This is a genomic window from Tenacibaculum salmonis (genome assembly GCF_041053065.1).
Taxonomy (GTDB): domain Bacteria; phylum Bacteroidota; class Bacteroidia; order Flavobacteriales; family Flavobacteriaceae; genus Polaribacter; species Polaribacter pacificus_A.
On record NZ_JBFCVV010000001.1, the window covers coordinates 274,567 to 293,941 of the forward strand.

General features: G+C 28.7%; 15 protein-coding genes. 5 read left to right on the top strand and 10 right to left on the bottom strand.

What is annotated here, in order from left to right:
- Positions 1–19: 19 nt before the first annotated feature.
- Positions 20–1,210: a hypothetical protein gene (locus tag AB0T67_RS01175; protein WP_369218786.1), complete on the bottom strand. Its 1,191-nt coding sequence runs from the start codon at positions 1,208–1,210 to the stop codon at positions 20–22.
- Entirely contained in the window at positions 1,210–4,305 is a 3,096-nt protein-coding gene (locus AB0T67_RS01180) for a hypothetical protein (protein WP_369218787.1), read from the bottom strand. The genes AB0T67_RS01175 and AB0T67_RS01180 overlap by 1 nt, the downstream gene beginning before the upstream one ends.
- Before the next feature lie 184 nt (positions 4,306–4,489).
- Here AB0T67_RS01180 and AB0T67_RS01185 point away from each other — a divergent pair, with 184 nt between their 5' ends.
- From AB0T67_RS01185 to manA, 3 genes are read left to right on the top strand one after another with little or no spacing between them, the layout of a single operon-like run.
- Positions 4,490–5,698 carry a glycosyltransferase gene (locus tag AB0T67_RS01185; protein ID WP_369218788.1) on the top strand — a complete coding sequence of 403 codons (1,209 nt, stop codon included), beginning with the start codon at positions 4,490–4,492 and terminating at the stop codon, positions 5,696–5,698.
- Position 5,699: 1 nt separating this feature from the next.
- Positions 5,700–6,116, top strand: a complete 417-nt coding sequence (locus tag AB0T67_RS01190; RefSeq protein WP_369218789.1) for a hypothetical protein — start codon at positions 5,700–5,702, stop codon at positions 6,114–6,116.
- A gap of 12 nt (positions 6,117–6,128) precedes the next feature.
- Entirely contained in the window at positions 6,129–7,358 is a 1,230-nt protein-coding gene (manA, locus tag AB0T67_RS01195) for a mannose-6-phosphate isomerase, class I (protein ID WP_369218790.1), read from the top strand.
- A 55-nt stretch (positions 7,359–7,413) separates the two neighbouring features.
- On the opposite strand, the gene AB0T67_RS01200 is transcribed toward manA, so the two are convergent.
- The 7 genes from AB0T67_RS01200 to AB0T67_RS01230 form a co-directional block, all read right to left on the bottom strand.
- Positions 7,414–9,174: an efflux RND transporter periplasmic adaptor subunit gene (locus AB0T67_RS01200; RefSeq protein WP_369218791.1), complete on the bottom strand. Its 1,761-nt coding sequence runs from the start codon at positions 9,172–9,174 to the stop codon at positions 7,414–7,416.
- Between the two features lie 114 nt (positions 9,175–9,288).
- Complete coding sequence (locus tag AB0T67_RS01205; RefSeq protein ID WP_369218792.1) at positions 9,289–9,564, bottom strand: heavy metal-binding domain-containing protein; 276 nt, start codon at positions 9,562–9,564, stop codon at positions 9,289–9,291.
- A 30-nt stretch (positions 9,565–9,594) separates the two neighbouring features.
- A complete protein-coding gene (locus AB0T67_RS01210; protein WP_369218793.1) occupies positions 9,595–10,830 on the bottom strand; it encodes a TolC family protein in 1,236 nt (411 codons plus the stop codon).
- Between the two features lies 1 nt (position 10,831).
- On the bottom strand, positions 10,832–14,536 hold the full coding sequence (locus AB0T67_RS01215) for an efflux RND transporter permease subunit (protein ID WP_369218794.1): 3,705 nt from the start codon (positions 14,534–14,536) through the stop codon (positions 10,832–10,834).
- A 108-nt stretch (positions 14,537–14,644) separates the two neighbouring features.
- Positions 14,645–15,058, bottom strand: a complete 414-nt coding sequence (locus tag AB0T67_RS01220) for an HYC_CC_PP family protein (RefSeq protein WP_369218795.1) — start codon at positions 15,056–15,058, stop codon at positions 14,645–14,647.
- Positions 15,059–15,254: 196 nt separating this feature from the next.
- Complete coding sequence (gene coaD / locus AB0T67_RS01225) at positions 15,255–15,707, bottom strand: pantetheine-phosphate adenylyltransferase (RefSeq protein WP_369218796.1); 453 nt, start codon at positions 15,705–15,707, stop codon at positions 15,255–15,257.
- 4 nt (positions 15,708–15,711) lie between these two features.
- Entirely contained in the window at positions 15,712–16,689 is a 978-nt protein-coding gene (locus tag AB0T67_RS01230; RefSeq protein ID WP_369218797.1) for a D-alanine--D-alanine ligase, read from the bottom strand.
- Positions 16,690–16,831: 142 nt separating this feature from the next.
- On the opposite strand from AB0T67_RS01230, the gene AB0T67_RS01235 reads away from it, so the two are divergent.
- The gene (locus AB0T67_RS01235) at positions 16,832–17,413 is read left to right on the top strand and encodes a PASTA domain-containing protein (RefSeq protein ID WP_369218798.1); all 582 of its coding nucleotides are present in this window, start codon (positions 16,832–16,834) and stop codon (positions 17,411–17,413) included.
- Positions 17,414–17,429: 16 nt separating this feature from the next.
- Positions 17,430–18,485 (top strand): RluA family pseudouridine synthase, encoded by a 1,056-nt coding sequence (locus AB0T67_RS01240; RefSeq protein ID WP_271230054.1) that lies wholly within the window; start codon positions 17,430–17,432, stop codon positions 18,483–18,485.
- A gap of 88 nt (positions 18,486–18,573) precedes the next feature.
- Here AB0T67_RS01240 and cmk read toward each other — a convergent pair whose 3' ends face one another.
- Positions 18,574–19,263: a (d)CMP kinase gene (gene cmk / locus AB0T67_RS01245; RefSeq protein WP_369218799.1), complete on the bottom strand. Its 690-nt coding sequence runs from the start codon at positions 19,261–19,263 to the stop codon at positions 18,574–18,576.
- Positions 19,264–19,375 lie beyond the last annotated feature (112 nt).

Genomic DNA, 19,375 nt, shown 5'->3' on the forward strand with positions numbered 1-19,375 from the left:
TTTAAAATATTTTTGGTATTTACCATAATTTTTTAGTTTGAAAAGTATCAGTTACTGCCGCAGCAGTAATTTTTATAGTGTAGTTGCCATTTTTATAGATGTTTGAATTTAGCTTAAAATATACAAATCCATCATTAGATTTTTTTATAATATTGTTTAAGAATTTATCATCTTTATAAATTGCTAATTTTACTTTTAATCCGTCAGGAATCATCTGCTTCATAAAACTTTTTAAAGGTCCAACTTTAACAGTTCTATTATTATCAGAAAAATTTACATCAAATTTATCTATAATTTTTTTATAATTAATTTTTAAGATATCACTTTCTGAAATACCATTAATATAAGCTTTTACTTTCCAATTATCTTCAAATTCAGGATGAATCATTTTAGCATAAGCAATACCATTTATAGTAGTTCCAGATGTTTTTAACATATTCCCTTTTTTATTAGTGATAAAAAAATCAACAAAACTACCATCACTAATAATATTGTTATTTTTATCTTTTATAATAGAAGTGTAAAAAGTTGTTATTTGGTTTCCATCTGCATATTTATGATTTCTTTTAAAAAACAGTTTAAAATTAGTACCTATAGCAGGCATTATATTTACATCGTATTCTTTAGAGTTTAAATTTAAAGATTCTGATGTAATTATCATTCGTCCGCTTTTTAAAGGTGAGTTTATATTTTTAAAAGCGATTAAATTATTAGTTAAAACCTTTGTTTTTCTTTCTGATTTTAAAAATTGATGTTTTACTTTTACTATCGTACCTTTTTTTAAAGGATTATCTAAATCATCCGTAGGTATTACAACTAACATGGTGTAGTCTGTTCCGCCTGCTTCAATACTTGGCGGACCTAAATAAGTTTCTAAAGAAACAGGTTGCTGTTTTGGTACTATTTTAAATTGTCCTGAAATATTATTTTTTATAATTTTCCAATTTAAAATACCAGATTTATTACTTAGGTAAGGAGGAATTTTAAAAATTATTTTATTATTAATTATTTCAGAATTAAGCAAAGTACTTCCGTAGCTATTGCTACAGTACATTTGATATTTTTTTGCACTATTAGTATTAAATTTTAAAAGAATAGTATCTCCCGCAATAAATTGTTTTTCTTTTGATAATAATGTTATGTTTTGTGCAGTAGTAATATGTGTTACAAAGCACAAGAAAAGTAAAAAAAGATTTTTTATAAAATTCATTATTTAGGATTTCCGATGTAATTATTCATTTCAATTTTGATAAAAGAATACAGCGGATGTTTTATTTTTTGAAATTGATTATTTGCATGATTTTCTATTCTGTTAGGCATTATTTTATCTGAAATATCTTCATTTTTTAATCCGTTAACGTAACAATCTGTCATATCATCATTAATAATAATAACTTCATTATTTTTTAAAATATTGTATTCAAAATACTGTTTTCGCTGTTGTCTTATTCCGTTTTCTAAAAATAAATGGTCTACCCAAACGAGTACTTTATCTTTGTTATAATAGGTAATTAATAGTTGAGGAATTGTAATTTCTTGTAAACCACTATTAAATAAAGTTCCTTGTATTTTTTTACTATCGATATTAATATCACTTAAAACTACATTTTTATACAGATCTGAATTAGAAACATTTCCTGCTGCTTGTAAGTTAAATTTAGTAGGTTGTTCTTCTAGTTCAATAGGTGTAAATTCATCAGGATTAAATGTTTTAGGAATAGAGTCTTTTGTTTTAGACCATGCTATTCCTTCAAAATTAATTCTAAACGAACTAACTTCTTTAGGCATTAATTTATGTTTTATATGATATTTAGCATTGTAAGTAGCTAATTTTTTATTTTCATCATTATATAATGTTCCTTTTAAAACAACATCGGCAGGTACATTATCTATATTTTGTACTTCACCGATAAGTGCATAATGTGTTTTAAATTTAACTAATTTAGCTGAAATAATTTCTAAAACAGGTTGTTTTAAAACATCTTCATGATGTGTTTGTTCTGTGGTTATTTTTCGTCTACCTTGATTAAAATATCCTGTTACATTATTTGAGTATAATTGATCTGGTGGTAAATCAGAATCCATATTTTCGGGTAAAATAAACCATTTTCCTTTTCGATTAACTAGTGTCTTAAAATCTGTTTTACTAATTTTTTCAAGAGGAGTAATCCAGTTCGTATGTACTTTTAAAATAGCTAAACTATCTGTTTTTTTAGTCGTAATAGTTTTTAAAGCATCTAATTTAGCATAAGAACCTAATAATCCATCAGAAACAGAAATTTCTAACATAAATTGCGCAATAGATAACCCGCTTTTTGGATCTATTAATTGATAACTTTTTTCATATTCTTTAAAATCAATAGCATCATAATACGCTTTTATAGCATTTTCAGGAGTTCTTTGTGAATCATTTTTTATATAAAATAAATAAGAACTGTAAAATAAAATTCCACATAATATAATACCCCAAATATGTATTGTTTTTAAAAGACCTTTAGAAAATATAGTATATTTATTTTTAAACTTACTATTTAAATATGGAGGTAATGTTCTTACTTTAGTTTTTAAACTACGTATAAAAATAGATTGAATATTTAAAATAAAGGCAATAATAGCAGTTAAAAAAGGAATAATACCCCACATTACTTTTTGCCAAGTAGCAACATCTTCTTTTGGTAAAATAGAGGAGAGTGGAGGTACATTTAATTTTTCCCAAACCATAATTCCATTTTCTAGTTGTGGTAAGCGTTGCCATCCACAGAAATAAAGAATAGGGTCGTAAAATTTATCATTAGAAAAAATATACTTTAAATTGTATTTTTCAGGAGTTGTTAAAAACTGTTGTAAAGACCCGATTCCTGCAACACCCTTAAATTTAGAGTTTTCTAAACGCTCTATTGGTCTGGTTGTTAGTTCTGGTAAACGTCTTGCAGAATGATAGTTTCCATCAACAGTCATTGCTTTTGTTTGTGCCGATAACCACGCCATTTGATCGCCAAAACCTAAGGTTAAATATCTCCATAAATCATGTTGATCTTGATTAAGAAAGTTAACAATAGGTAGCATTTTTATTTTTTGTGGTTGCGATGGTCTAAAATAACCTAAACTCATGGTGAAAATAGTCATCAATAAAAATAAAGAAGCTAATAATCCTCCTATTAAACGATGATATACTGCACCAAATTTTTGTTGAATTAATACTTTTAAGTCACCTTCTATAAAGCGATAAGCAAATTCACCAAATAGTGGTAAAGACATAATCGAAGCCCATAAAGTAAACCTATCTAAAGTTAAAATATTAAAGGCATTGTGTCCTAAAATCATTTTAGGAACAGGGGTTGTTCCTCCTGTACCTAAAACAACTAACATTGTAAAACATATTCCGAAGAATAGATATCTTTTGCTAAAAAATCTATAAAAAAAGTAAGGTAAAAGAAATAATAAAACTCCCCAAGGAATCATAAAAAAAACAAGTCCTGAAGATGTTATCTCTAAAAAATTATCTCTTGAGCCATGCGGAATAGGAACTTGTGTAATTGGGTTTTTTTTAGAATTAATCCAATAAGGTAAAAGACAACAAACAATTAATACAACTGTAAGAATGCAAAAAGTAATATTTCTTTTAAATAATACACCAAAATTTTTCAGAAATAATTTAAAAGTAATTTCTTTATAGGAATTAACTTGTTCACGGCTAGTATCAAGAATAACCATACCAACTAATGGGAGTATGAAGAAAATAATACCAAAAATAGGTGTAACATGATGAGATGTTACTGTTACAGAAAGTAATGACAGTGCTGTGAAAAAATAGCGATATAGACCTGTTTTTAACCAACAATATATTTCTGGCAATGCATGCATTAAAACAGAAATACCTATAATACTAGGTAATTGTCCAAAAATATGAAGTGTTTCTACAAAAGAGGATGAAAAAACAGCTAAAAGAGCTGCGTAACCAGCTACGGTTCTATTAGAAGTCATTAATAATGAGAAACGATAAACTCCTGTAATAAATAATAAAATAGCAATAATAGCTACACTAAAAAGCCCAAATTTTAAGCCGCCAATTAAAGATAAAGCAGCAATAGACTGATGTACTAAAGGTGGGTAACTCATTACCGTAAAACCAGTATACCATTTAAAATTCCAAGGTTCAAACCAACTATTAGCATAATGATCAGCAAAAAACAAGTGTATTAAAGCATCATACGTAGTTTCTAAAGTAAAAAAAATGGTACTTCCATGAAAGGAAACAGCTAGTAGTATTGCAGATATTAAATATTTATTAGAAGTCTCTTTCATAAAAACGCAACATTCTTTTTTTGTAATATAAAAATAAATATTTATATAATGCTTAAATTATTTATTTAACAGAGGTAAGCTTCCATTCGTCTAAAGAAAAGTATATTTATATCGTTATATTAGCTTTTAATGAGGTAATTAACTTACTTTTATTTTTGTTATTAAGTAATAAAAATTCTGAATTATGAAAATATTAGCTATAGATGATCAAAAATTAGTTTTAATACCATTAGAAATTCGACTAAAAGAATTGGGTTATGAAGTTGTAACAGAAACAAATGCTTTAACAGGAATTGCTTTATTTAGTTCTTTTCAGCCAGACTTAGTAATTGTAGATCTTAATATGCCAATAGTTTCAGGTATGGAGGTTGTAAAACATATTAGAAATATTAAAAAATCTACCACGCCTATTATGATTTTATCAGGTAATACTGATGATAGTATGATAATACAAGGTTTTGATTTAGGTATTAATGACTATATGAAAAAACCATTAAGTTTACTAGAAGTTTGTGCCAGAGTAAAAAGATTAATAGGAGCTCCTGAAGCAAAAAATAAAGATATAAACTATAAAGGCGTAATTATACAACAAAGATGTGTTGGTGTGGTAATACCTTGTTATAATGAAGAAAAAAGGCTTTTAAGTAATCAGTTTACTAATTTTATTGAAAAAAATTCAGGATATCACTTATGTTTTGTAAATGATGGAAGTAAAGACAAAACACTAGAGGTTTTAAATAATTTAAGAAAAGGAAGAGAGGAATTTATTACCGTGTATAATTGTGAGAAAAATGGAGGGAAAGGTGAAGCTGTAAGACAAGGAATGCTGCATATGTCTAAAAAAGAAGATTTAGATTATATAGGCTTTTTAGATGCCGATTTGTCTACAGATTTATCTGATTTTGATGATTTAGTTTCTACTATTGAAAATTCTGATTATAAGATTGTAAGTGGATCTAGGATTAGTAGAATGGGAGCAAATATCAATAAAGAGTCTGCTAGAGAAATAATAAGTTTAACTATAAACTTTATCATTAGAAAAATTCTTTCAATGGATTTTAAAGACACTCAATGTGGGGCTAAAATTTTTAAGAAAGATGTTATTGAAATTTCATTTGGAGAAAAATTTGTAACACAATGGATTTTTGATGTTGAAATATTTAGAAGAATTACACTTCATTTTGGGCTAAAAAAAGCCAAACAAATATTGTGTGAGAAACCTTTAAAAAGATGGGTTCATGCAGATGGGTCTAAATTATCAATGAAAGATTCAGTTAAAATTATTGGGCAACTAGGGCAAATAGCTTGGTTTTACAATAAAAAAAAAACAAAGAAAAAAGGATTAATATCTAATAGATCATTAAACAAAAATCAACCTTTATATAAAGCATAATATGAAAAAAGGGATAATCATAATTTTTGGAAGAAAGGATGTTAGTTTTTTAGGAGCATCTTTTCTAAAATCATTTATTAATCAAAAAATAAAAATTTGTTTGATTAATAATGGAGGTGATGAGCTAGTCTTTAGGTTGTTATTTGAATTGAAAAAAGTGTCTAAATGTGATATTTCAATTTTAACATTAAGACGGGAAAAAAAGATAATGTTAGCTATAAAAGCTGGTGTACGATTATTATTAACTAGTACTACTAAAAATATTGGTTTCATTATGCATGCAAAGCCAACAAGTATATTAAATTTAAGTTTAATTGAAAAGCTTTTAAATTTATCAGAAATAGAGCTTCCTGATAAAAAAAATGAAAGAATATTATTAAGAAAAGTGTATTCTATTAATGAAATAATTAATTGTTAAAAAAGCTATGGTATGATTGTTCTAGAAAAAACTGTAAAGAAAATTTTTTTAATCGAAGGAAAAATACAACGATATGATTGGGGAGGAAGAAGGTTTATTTCAAACTTGATTAGAAGAAAAAAAAGTGTAGCTAATTATGCTGAATATTGGCTAGGTGCACATTTAAAAGCACCGTCAATTATTAAAACAAAAGCAGGAAATATTTCTTTAGATTTCTTTTTAAGACAAAAGCCAATTGAATTTTTAGGGTTAAGAGTCGCTAAAACTTACGGTAAATTACCTTATTTGTTTAAAGTATTAGATGTTCATAAAATGTTATCAATACAAGTACATCCAACAAAAGAGGCAGCAGAAATAGGATTTAAACGTGAAAATAAAAAAGGAATTTTATTAACCGCAAGAAATAGAAATTATAAAGATAAAAATCATAAGCCAGAGGTAATGGTTGCTCTAAGTGACTTTTGGTTGCTGCATGGTTTTTTAGAAAGTGAAAAAATAATAAAAAATCTTGAACAAACAAGTGAGTTACGTTTTTTACTATCGACTTTTGAAGAGTCTAATTATTTTGAATTATATAAGAAAGTGATGCAGTTTTCTCAAGAGGAGGTAAATAAAATTTTAAAACCTTTAGCAGATAGAATTTTACCAGATTTTTTAAATAATAAGATAGCTAAATCATCACCAGAATATTGGGCTGCAAAAGCATTAGAAGGTAAAAGTTTAGATAGTATTGATAGAGGTATATTTTCTTTTTACTTTTTTAATATTGTAAATTTATCAAAAGGAGAAGCTATTTTTCAAGATGCAGGAGTTCCGCATGCTTATTTAGAAGGGAAAAATATCGAATTAATGGCTAATTCCGATAATGTTTTAAGAGGTGGATTAACAACTAAACATATCGATGTTGAAGAGCTTTTGAAGAATACTAAATTTGAAGAAACAATTCCAAAAATATTATATGGTGTTAAAAATCGAGTTAATGGTGAGTTAGTATATAAAACAAAAGCAAAAGATTTTAAATTAAGTAAAATTCAATCAACGGAAGCTATAAGATATAATTCAACATCAAAATCTGTAGAAATTTTGATTATTTTAGATGGTAATGCTACTGTTATAAGACATAAGAATCGTATTAATATTGAAAAAGGACAAGCCGTTTTAATAAAAGCAAATACTCGTTATAGAATTGTTTCAATAAAAGGTGTTGAAATTTATAAAGCAAGTGTACCTGACTCTGAATAATTCATTATAATAAAAAAAAATATGCTTTAATAATAAAGCATATTTTTTTTGAAAATTACTCTATAACTTGTTTTACACTTCCACATTTTAACATTTTATTTCCAAAATAAGGATTTTTAACTTTCTCATCTTTACTTAACCAATATCCACCTTTATTATTATCTGCCATTGGGCAAAATTGACGATACATTTTTTCATTGATACCAAAGGTTTCTACAGTGTTTATGAAAACTAATGACAGATTTTTAAACTGATTTCTTTGTTCTTTTATAGCTGTTTCGTTTGAAATAGCATGAACTGTACTTTTAATCTTTTTAAGAAAAGACATCCATTTTAAATGTGTGTTATTATTTTTTAATAGTTTCATATCAACATTTTCTAAATTATCTAAAATGTTTTTTGAAGCGATAATTACATTTTTTGCATCGTCATTAACTAAAGCATCTTTTAATTTTAGATAACTATTAACAACCATTTTTAACTGTTCTTGAAATTTGGTTGAAACTTTAATACGCTCATTTTTAAGAGTATTCATCATTTCCTTTTCAGGATGATTTTCATGATTGTTCATCATTCCCATCGTTTGCTTTTGCTCTCTATTCATCATCGATTTTTTACCATGTAATTGAGCCGAAGCATCAATAGTAAAAGTACCGTTTGTTACAATTTTATCACCATTTACAAGCCCATCAATAACTTCATATTGATTTCCTAATTGCTTTCCTATGGTTATTTCTTTCATTTCAAAAACAGGCTGGTCAGGCATTGTTTTTATATAAACTACCGAGCGTTTTCCTGTCCATAATATTGCTGATGCAGGAATCATTAATAATTGTTTTTTATCAGAAAAACTGTTTTCAATAGCTCCTTCAATAAACATTCCTGTTTTAAATTCTCGTTTTTTATTATCTAAAATTACTCTTAATTTTAGGGTTCTAGTTACTGAATTAAAAGTAGGGTCAATAAAATCGATTTTCTTTTTTAATTTTTTATTTGGATACGCATTTGTAGTAACTGTAATATTCTGACCTTTTTTAAATAAATCAATTTGATTTTCATACACATCAAACAACGCCCAAACAGTCGTTAAATTTGTGATTTTTAATAACGCCTGTCCTTGTTTAACATAATCGCCTTGTGACACTAGTTTTTCGGATACTGTTCCTGAAACAGTTGCATATATCGGAAAATTTTGTTCTACTTTTCCTGATGTTTCAATTTGATTTATTTGACTTTCAGAAATTTTCCAAAGTTTTAGTTTATTACGAACAGCATTATATAATTCAGGCTCTGATTTTTTTAGCGTTGCTGCTGTAATTAATTCCTGTTGTGCAGCAAATAATTCAGGAGCATAAATAGTAGCTAATAATTGTCCTTTTTTAACTTTTTCACCAACCGAACTAATATTTAAACGTTCTATTCTTCCTGCAAAATAACTAGCTTGCACTACCTTTTCATCTTCGCTTTCTGCTATTTTTCCAGATAATTTGAGCGTCGTATTCATGTTCATACCACTACCAACCACCAATGTTTGAATATTTGCCAATGCCATTGCATTTTTAGTTAGCTTAAATTCATTTGCATTTAATCCCTCAGCAGTTGTTTCGGCAGGAATTAAATCCATTCCGCAAATTGGGCAATCGCCTGCTTCGGGTTGCATTATTTTAGGATGCATTGAGCAGGTCCACATTTGATTCATTGCTGCTTTTTCTGTGTGATTATGTGAGGTGTCTTCTTTAGATGAATCACCAAATAGCCTCCAGCCTAATAATAAACCAACAGCTAATATTCCTATATAAATTATATATTTTTTCATTTTAAAAGATTGTTTACTAACATTATTATCATCATTTTAATCTGATAAAAAAGAGCAATACAGTACTATTATATTTAAATAATAGTATTTGTATTGCTGATTTTTAAGATTAATTTAGTGCTTATGACCGTTTGCGCTATGAATTTTATTATCTATGTAAGTCATTCCACAAGTTGGACATTTACCTTCTTTATCACTTCCGCTATCTTCACAATGCATAGGGCATACGTATGCTGATGTATATTCTTTTCCTTTTTTTTCTACGGATGTTTTTTCAGTAGTTGTATGTTCTTTTTTAGCATCTTTACACGATACTGTTGAAAGGGTTAATCCGATTACTAAAACGGCTAAAATTGTTTTACTGATGCTATTGTTGTTTAATAAATTCATTTTAATTGATTTTTAAAGTTAGTAAATAATTTAATTTGTTAAATAATTGATGCTAGTTTTTTGCAAATAATAAGCGGTAATCGCTTCAATTTTATTGATTTGAAACTTTAACTGTAATTCCTGAATATCTAAAATATCATTGAAATTAATAGCACCTGTTTCGTAGCTTTTGACTAAAATGGTTTCCGCATGTGTAGCCTGTTTCAAATTTTTACTTTGGATATCGAAACGTATTCTTGCTGAATTACTATTTTTAATAGCTTTATCAAGCAAGGTTTCTAAAGTATTTAATCGATTTTCTTTTTGGGAGATAATTTTTCTTTGCTGTAATTCGTTTTGTTTGCTTTTTGATTTGTATTTATTATTAAAAATAGGAATAGAAAGACTAATCATTGGCATTACAATATCTTTTCCATTGTCGTTAAAATCTAGATTTTCTCTTTCAGAAACAGCTACATAATCCAGCCCAAAACCAAACATAGGATTACTTTCTTTTTGATTTAATAACTCAGATTTTTCAACTGATTTATAAAGTTTATCGTATTTTAATAATTCAGGATGTAAGGTTAAATTACTGGTATTTATTAAGTTGTTTTCTGAAGGAATTACAAATTCAGTATCGATAGTAATTTTAATATCTTTTTCTCTGTTTAATAACTTATTAATTACGGTTTGTTCTGCTAAGTAATTTTGTTTTAAAACCTGTTTTAATTGTTGTAGTTCGTTCTGACGTATTTGTAAACGCAATACATCAACAGCCGAAGCTTTACCAACTTCAATTGCTGTTAACGCTAATTTTTCATAGGTTTTAAGCAGTATGATATTGTCATCTAAAACAGCTTGTTTTTCTTTTAAAGCATATAAAAGATAATAAGATTTAGCTATTGAAGCGACTAATTTTCGTTTGGTAATAACGATATCTTCATAAACAGCATCTGCAACAGAATTAAGATAATTTTCTCTAGCAGTTATTGTTCCAAAAGAAGGTAGCATTTGTTTTGCAGAAATTTTGAAACGTTGAGCACCTGTTCTTGTTTCGGGTTCGCTTACAAAATAACCAACACCTATTTGTGTATTAGGTAAGGTGTTTGCTTCGTTTGTTTTTTCTGATGCAATTTTATGTTTTAATTTAAAAGATTGAATTTTAAGGTTTTTTGATAATCCTTCTTCGACAAGTGTTTTGAGTTCTTGTGCATTTCCTTCTGTAAAAAAGCAAAAAAATGACATCAAAAAAACTGTTTTTAAATATGATTTAAAATGTTTCATGTTATTTCTTTTTAAGTTTTAATTCTTGTTTCCAACTAAATAAAACAGGCACTACAAACAATGTAATTAAAGCAACTAACATTCCGCCAAAACTAGGTATTGCCATCGGAATCATAATGTCGCTTCCTCTTCCAGTAGCTGTTAATACTGGTAATAATGCTAAAATAGTGGTAGCAGTTGTCATTAAACACGGGCGGATACGTTTTTCCCCAGCCTCAACAATAGATGCCCTAATTTCCTTTTTATTTGTCGGTTTATTCTTGTCAAATATTTGTGTTAAATAGGTCGCCATAACAACGCCATCATCCGTAGCAATACCAAATAAAGCGATAAAACCAACCCAAACAGCAACACTTAAATTGATAGGATACATCTGAAATAAGGCTCGCAGATTTTCTCCAAAGAAATTAATATTCAAAAACCAATCCTGACCATATAACCAAATCATAATAAAACCTCCAGCAAATGCAACTATAATTCCTGTAAAAACCATTAACGATGTTGCTACTGATCGAAATTGAAAATATAGAATCAAAAAGATGATACCTAATGCTAACGGTACTACCACGGACAATGTTTTTTCGGCTCTTATTTGATTTTCATAAGTACCTGTAAATTGATAATTAATTCCTTTAGGAACAATTAATTCACCTGAATCTATTTTTGATTGAATTAAAGTTTGAGCATTTTCAACAACACTAACTTCGGCGTATTCATTTAATTTATCAAAAAGTACGTAACCGATTAAAAAAGTATCTTCACTTTTAATAACCTGAGCACCTTGTTCGTATTTAATAGTGGCTACTTCGCTTAAAGGAATTGGACTACCTTTTGCTACAGGAATATAAATGTTTTTTAAATCGGTAGGAGTAGACCTTAACTCTCTCGGATAGCGAACACGCACGCCATATCGTTCACGACCTTCTACTGTTTGTGTTATTTCCATACCACCAACAGCAACTTTTAATACCTCTTGAACATTTTGTATTGTTATTCCATAACGCGCAATTTTTTCTCTATCAATATCGATAAGCAAATAAGGTTTTCCAACAATTCTATCGGCAAATACAGCTTCGGTTTTAACACCTTTTACTTGTTTTAAAATAGTTTCTAATTGCACGCCAAAGCCTTCAATTTGTTTTAAACTTTGTCCTTTTACTTTTATTCCCATCGGCGCACGCATTCCTGTTTGCAACATAACCAAACGGGTTTCAATAGGTTGTAATTTAGGAGCTGAAGTAACGCCTGGTAATTTTGTTACTCGTACAATTTCATCCCAAATATCATTTGCTGATTTTATTTTTGGACGCCAATTTCTGTAAAAATTACCATTATCATCTTCAATAAGATTTTTAACTGTAACTTCAGGCATTGAAATTTTGTTTTTTGTATTATTAGGATTTTCAATAACTTTTCCTGTTTTTAGAACAAAAAATCCTTCTGAATTTGTTTTATAACGTTGTCGTTTTCCATTTTTATTCAGCATGTATTCTGGTTTATACTGAATTAAATTTTCATACATAGAAAGCGGAGCAGGATCTAAAGATGAGCCTACACGACCAGCTTTACCAACTACAGTTTTAATTTCAGGAATACCCGCTACAGCCATATCTAATAACTGTAAAGTACGTTTGTTTTCTTCAACACCAGCATGCGGCATCGAGGTAGGCATCAGTAAAAAAGAACCTTCATTTAAAGAAGGCATAAATTCTTTTCCTGTATTTTTCATGATTAAAAAACCACAAATTACAATAGCAGTAGGGACAGAAAGAAATAGAATTTTATTATTTAAAGCCCAATTTAAAATACGAGTATAATAGGTTCTGAATAAGGTAAACACACCTAAAAGCCCGAAACAAATAATGGCTACAAAAATCAAATTCCAAAAGATGTTTTTATCAACACCTAATGGTCGCCAATATTCTGCTAAAAGAAACACAATTGCCAGCGCAGAAATACCTGTATTAATATAATTTACCTGTTTCTCATTAATTTTTTGTTTCGATTTTAAAATAGCAGATATTCCGAAAGCAATAAGAATAAGTGCAATCCAATAGCCATAAATTACGGCTATTATTCCAACTAAAATTAAAAGGCTGCTGATAAAAATTCCTGAAACTTTTTTGATGTTTCTTTTTTTGAATAAAAATGCCGCAAAAGGTGGAATTAAAAATAAGGCAACAATAATTGAAGCTGTTAAAGCAAACGTTTTAGTAAATGCTAAAGGTCTGAATAATTTTCCTTCAGCACCAATCATGGTGAATACAGGAATAAAACTTATAATTGTTGTTAAAACAGCTGTTATAATAGCTCCTGAAACTTCAGTTGTAGCGGTATAAACTACTTCATTTATAGGAGATTTATCATTGTTTTCATCTAAATGCCGAATGATGTTTTCTGAAAGAATTACGCCAACATCTACCATTGTTCCGATGGCAATTGCAATTCCTGAAAGTGCCACAATATTGGCATCAACGTTAAAAATTTTCATGGCGATAAAAACCATCAAAACAGCAACAGGCAACAAACTCGAAATAAGGATAGAGGCTCGAAGATTAAAAGTCATAATAATGATGACCAAAATGGTGATTAATATTTCAAGTGTAAGTGCTTCGTTAAGCGTACCTAATGTTTCTGTTATTAGTTCTGATCGATCATAAAAAGGAACAATAGTAAGTTGTGAAGTCGTTCCATCTTTTAAAACCTTTGAAGGCAAACCTGCACTTAATTCTTTTATTTTTGATTTTACATTATTGATAACTTCCAAAGGATTTGCTCCATATCTTGCAACGACTACGCCACCAACAACTTCGGCACCTTCTTTGTCTAGAATACCACGTCTTGCTTTTGGTGCAAGTGTTACTTTGGCGATATCTTTTATTTTAATAGCCGTAAAATCTTCTGAAGTAACGACAGCATTTTCTATATCTGAAATAGATTTTATATACCCTAAACCACGCACTAAATATTCTACTTTGTTAATTTCTAGAGTTTGCGCACCAATATCTTTATTACTTTGTTTTACTGCTTTAACAACTTGGTTTAATCCAATTTTATATTGACGCATTAATTCAGGATTTACATCTATTTGATATTCCTGAACATATCCACCAATCGAAGCTACTTCGGATACTCCGCTAGCAGATGAAAGTGCATATTTTACATAGTAATCTTGTACGCTTCTTATTTCGTGTAAATCCCAACCACTAGTTACATCACCTTGTTGATTTCTTCCTTCAATAGTATACCAGAATATTTGTCCAAGTCCTGTTGCATCAGGTCCTAAAGATGGATTTACCTCATTAGGAAGTAAATTATTAGGTAACGAATTTAGCTTTTCGAGTATTCGACTTCGACTCCAGTAAAAATCGACGTCTTCTTCAAAAATGATATAAATACTTGAAAAACCAAACATAGAAGAACTACGAATTGTTTTTACTCCAGAAATACCAAGTAATGATGTTGTTAAAGGATACGTAATTTGATCTTCAATATCTTGTGGCGATCGACCATCCCATTTTGTAAATACAATTTGTTGATTTTCACCAATATCAGGAATTGCATCTACGGCAACAGGGTTACTTGGTAAAAAGCCAGTATTCCAATTAAAAGGTGCGTGTACAATTCCCCAGCCGATAAAAATTAAGAGTATTAAAACGGCTACGAGTTTATTTTCTATTAGAAATTTGATGCTTTTATTTAGCATTTTTTATTTTTTTTAAACAGTTAGACATTGGTATTACGAGAATACCGAATACAAGAAAATATCCTAATGGAAAAAATCCATAGGACAATACAGTCTATTGTTTAAAAATTAAATTAAGTAAGTTTCGTCAATTTTGTAGAGTTCCTTTATGACGAGTAGCGGTTTGTATGCCGTGTAAAAAGGTATGTTATTGCTTACCGTTTTAAAAAGAATACTATATGTATAAACAAATGAAGTAATAAATACTTGTTGCTCAAAAGAAATAGAATCAATTGAAATTTGTAATTCATTTTGTGCATCAACAGCAATCTGTGTATCGTTACAACAATTTTTCTTTGTTATAGTACATCCTTTAGTTGCCGGTTTTTGCATTTTCATTCCACATGATTTTACTTTGTGAAATACTGCTGTATCTATTAAAGTATCGCCACAAAAGTGCATATCAATAGTAAACGACATAGTAGCGAATAACACTACTAAAGCCATTAATATAGACATTATTTTATGAGATATTTTTTTCATACAGATTACAAAGTTACTAAAATTTTAGCAAACGAAATATTAATAAAGTCTTAAAACATTTGTTTTTTACTATTTAGAGCCTGTTTAAATTTCATTTAAAAAAGTTCTCGATATAATTTTTTGAAGGAAAAAAATCACTCGAACAGACAGTTTTAGTGGATAAAATTTAAACAGGCTATTGATGATTGATTCGTTATTAAATTCTTACAGCATCAGGAACTAAACCTGTATAATCACCATCATTTCTAATAACATCACGAACAATAGATGATGAAATATAACTTTTTCCAGAGGATGTTAGTAAAAATACAGTTTCTATTTCTGAAAGTTTTCTATTGGTATGTGCAATAGCTTTTTCAAATTCAAAATCGGCAGGATTTCGTAAACCTCTTAAAATAAATTCAGCATTTTCTTCTTGACAAAATTTCACAGTTAATCCACTATATATAACAACTTTTATTTTGGGCTGATTTTTAAAAGTTTCTTCTATAAAACGTTTGCGATCTTCTAAAGAAAACATATATTTTTTATCAGCATTAACTCCAATTGCGATAACTAATTCATCAAATAAAGTAACGCCACGATCAATAATATCTACATGCCCTAAGGTGATAGGATCAAAAGATCCTGGGAAAATTGCTTTTTTCATAATATTAATTATTTAATGCTGTTTCAATGGCGTTTCCAAATAATTTAGATAAACTAATACCTGCACAACTTGCTTGTTGTGGTAAAATACTTTCTTCAGTTAATCCTGGAACGGTGTTCATTTCTAAAAAATGAGGCTCGTCGTTTACAAAAATATATTCTGAACGAGAAAAACCACGCATATTTAAAATTTGATATATTCGTTTAGCTATTTCTGTAACCTTTTTTTCTTGTGATTCAGAAAGACGAGCAGGTGTAATTTCTTGTGATTTTCCTTCGTATTTAGCTTCATAATCAAAAAAATCATTTTCTGAAACAATTTCTGTAATTGGTAAAACTTTTATTTCTCCTTTATATTGAATTACTCCAACAGAAACTTCTGTTCCATCTAAAAAACTTTCAATTAATATTTCAGAATCCTCTTTATATGCAACATCTAAAGCAGGAAGTAATGCTTCTTTAGTGTGTACTTTTGAAATTCCGAAGCTAGAACCCGCATTATTTGGCTTTACAAAACATGGTAAGCCAACTTTGTCAATAATTTTATCAACATTAATAGTATCGCCTTTGTTTAAATATACTGAAGTTGCCGCAGCAATTCCATATTGTTTTACAACACTTAAAGTATCACGTTTATTAAATGTTAATGCCATTTGATAAAAAGGAGCTGAGGTATGTTTTAATCCTATTAAATCGAAATAAGCTAAAATAGTTCCGTTTTCACCTGGTGCGCCATGAATTGCATTAAAAATACAATCGAACATTATTTTTTTTCCATTTACATCCGCAGAAAAATCATGTTTATTTATAAGGTGTTCTTCATTTTTTTCATCAACTAAAACCCATTTATTTTTTAAGATATGAATTTTATATGGAGTATATTTTTCTTTGTCAAGATGCGTGTAAACTACTGTTCCGCTTTTTAAGGATATTGCTACTTCAGAAGAATATCCACCCATAATAATAGCTATATTTTTTTTCACTTTACTGCTTTTGAGTTGTTTTATATTGTAATTTTTTTGTCTAAGTTTATACAAACTTAGCAAAAAAACTCGTTTAAGAGTTGATGAATTAAAAATACTAATATTTTTACTGTAAATTTGCACTATCGAATAAAAAAATAATATGAGTAATTTTTCTGATAAACTAAAAAATTTATTTCAATTTATAAAAAGTAAAACATTTTTTATACAAATAGGAATAGCGATAGTTTCGTTGTTTGTTATCGTTTTTGTATTGCAGTGGTGGTTAGGTATTACAACCAATCATGATCAAAAAATACAAGTACCGAATTTGCATAAAATGTCATTAGCTGAAGTTGAAAAAAAATTAGACGAACTTAATTTGGATTTTATCATTATTGATAGCGCTAGTTATAATCCTGAGTATCCGAAGAGGTCAGTTATAGAGCAAAATCCGGCAGTAAACGATTTTGTAAAAGAAAAACGTAAAATTTATTTGACTTTAAATCCGTCTAGATATAGAGATATTGAAGTGCCAAATTTAAATGGTCGTACTAAAAGACAAGCAACTACACACTTAAAGTCGCAAGGGTTTATTGTAAGTAAAGAAATAACACTGGTAAATGATATTGGAAAAGATGTTGTTAGAGGGTTAAAATATAACGGTGAGAAAATTACACCAGGAACAAAATTGCCAAAAAAAACAACTATTAGCCTGATTTTAGGTGATGGTAATGGTAACTAATTTATATAATTGATTAATGCAGGAAGACACGAATTTAGAAATAGAAAATAACGAATTGCACGAACATCATAGGTTTGTAGCAACAGAAGGTCAAGAACCATTAAGAGTTGATAGATTTTTAATGAATTTCATTGAAAACTCAACAAGAAGTAAAATTCAACAAGCAGCAAAAGCAGGAAACGTTTTGGTAAATGATTTGGCTGTAAAACCGAATCATAAAGTTAAACCAAGAGATGTTGTTCGTGTTGTTTTAGCGTATCCTCCAGCGGAGAATTTATTAGTTGCAGAAGATTTACCAATTGATATTGTTTATGAAGATGATGACGTAATTGTAGTTAATAAAGCTGCAGGAATGGTTGTGCATCCTGGTCATGGGAATTATTCAGGAACTTTAGTAAATGGATTAATTCATCATGTTGAAAACTTACCAACAAACTCAAACGAGCGCCCTGGTTTAGTACATCGTATTGATAAAGATACTAGTGGTTTATTAGTTGTTGCAAAAAATGAATTTGCAATGACTCATTTATCAAAACAGTTTTTTGATAGAACTACCGAACGTTTATATTATGCCATCGTTTGGGGTGATGTAAAAGAAGATACAGGAACTATTGAAGGAAATATCGGACGTAGTTTTAAAAATCGTTTACAGATGGATGTTTTTCCAGAAGGTGATCAGGGAAAACACGCCGTAACACATTATAAAGTTTTAGAGCGTTTAACCTATGTTACATTAGTACAATGTAAATTAGAAACAGGAAGAACTCATCAAATTAGAGCACACTTTAAACATATTGGTCATACATTATTTAATGATGAGCGTTATGGAGGTGATGATATTTTAAAAGGAACAACTTTTACAAAGTATAAACAATTTGTGAAAAACTGTTTTAAAACCTTACCAAGACAAGCGTTACATGCTAAAACATTAGGTTTTACACATCCTATAACAAATGAATTTATGCAGTTTAATACAGAAATACCTTCGGATATCGAAGCGTGTTTAGTAAAATGGCGTACTTATTCAGAAAACTCTAAGTTAGTAGATTTAGAGGAAGAGGATGAAGAATAATTTTTTAGGTACTAACGTTTGAAAAGTATAGTATAGAAAAAAACCAGCTTTTATAAAAGCTGGTTTTTTTTATTTAAAGTTATATTACTTAGTTTAATCTCATTTTAACTAATGTCATAATACGATCAAATTGATCATCTAATCCCATATTAGAGTTATCAAATTCTATGGCGTCTTCAGTCATAATTAATGGAGAATCTTTTCGTGTAGCATCAATATGGTCTCTTTCTTCTACATTTTGAAGTATTTCCTCAAAAGTAACATTATCACCACGGTCTAATAATTCCTTGTAACGACGAGTAGCACGTTTATCTGCTGCTGCAGTCATAAATAATTTTAGCTCAGCATCAGGAAAAACAACCGAACCAATATCTCTACCATCCATAACAATACCTTTATTTTTTCCCATTTCTTTTTGCTCGCTCACTAATTTTTTACGAACCTCTGAAATTGTTGCAATTTTACTTACTAATCGAGAAACTTCAATAGTTCTAATTTCAGATTCAACATTTATGTTATTTAAATGTATTTCGGTGCAATCAGATTTTTTATTAAAAATAAAAGCAAGTGATATTTTTGGTAAATCTGTAATTAAATTTTCAGTATTAAAATGAGTATCTGAAATATGATTTTGTTGTATAGCATATAGAGTTACAGCTCTATACATTGCGCCAGTATCAACATAAATATATGTTAGTTTTTTTGCTAATTGTTTTGCAATAGTACTTTTTCCTGTAGATGAAAAGCCATCAATGGCTATTGTGATTTTCTGTTTCATAAAGTAGTAATAATTAGTTCTACGAATATACAATAGATTTTGATATTTTCTTAATGGTTCACCACAATAATATAGCTATTTTTATTTAAAGAATTAAGTAGTATTAATGTTC

Excerpts from the sequence above, each read along its gene's own strand:
- AB0T67_RS01235 (WP_369218798.1), top strand. The coding sequence starts at position 16,832 with ATGAGTAATTTTTCTGATAAACTAAAAAATTTATTTCAATTTATAAAA.
- coaD (WP_369218796.1), bottom strand. The coding sequence starts at position 15,707 with ATGAAAAAAGCAATTTTCCCAGGATCTTTTGATCCTATCACCTTAGGG.
- cmk (WP_369218799.1), bottom strand. The coding sequence starts at position 19,263 with ATGAAACAGAAAATCACAATAGCCATTGATGGCTTTTCATCTACAGGA.
- AB0T67_RS01185 (WP_369218788.1), top strand. The coding sequence starts at position 4,490 with ATGAAAATATTAGCTATAGATGATCAAAAATTAGTTTTAATACCATTA.
- AB0T67_RS01180 (WP_369218787.1), bottom strand. The coding sequence starts at position 4,305 with ATGAAAGAGACTTCTAATAAATATTTAATATCTGCAATACTACTAGCT.
- AB0T67_RS01215 (WP_369218794.1), bottom strand. The coding sequence starts at position 14,536 with ATGCTAAATAAAAGCATCAAATTTCTAATAGAAAATAAACTCGTAGCC.
- manA (WP_369218790.1), top strand. The coding sequence starts at position 6,129 with ATGATTGTTCTAGAAAAAACTGTAAAGAAAATTTTTTTAATCGAAGGA.
- AB0T67_RS01210 (WP_369218793.1), bottom strand. The coding sequence starts at position 10,830 with ATGAAACATTTTAAATCATATTTAAAAACAGTTTTTTTGATGTCATTT.
- AB0T67_RS01205 (WP_369218792.1), bottom strand. The coding sequence starts at position 9,564 with ATGAATTTATTAAACAACAATAGCATCAGTAAAACAATTTTAGCCGTT.
- AB0T67_RS01220 (WP_369218795.1), bottom strand. The coding sequence starts at position 15,058 with ATGAAAAAAATATCTCATAAAATAATGTCTATATTAATGGCTTTAGTA.
- AB0T67_RS01240 (WP_271230054.1), top strand. The coding sequence starts at position 17,430 with ATGCAGGAAGACACGAATTTAGAAATAGAAAATAACGAATTGCACGAA.
- AB0T67_RS01190 (WP_369218789.1), top strand. The coding sequence starts at position 5,700 with ATGAAAAAAGGGATAATCATAATTTTTGGAAGAAAGGATGTTAGTTTT.
- AB0T67_RS01200 (WP_369218791.1), bottom strand. The coding sequence starts at position 9,174 with ATGAAAAAATATATAATTTATATAGGAATATTAGCTGTTGGTTTATTA.
- AB0T67_RS01175 (WP_369218786.1), bottom strand. The coding sequence starts at position 1,210 with ATGAATTTTATAAAAAATCTTTTTTTACTTTTCTTGTGCTTTGTAACA.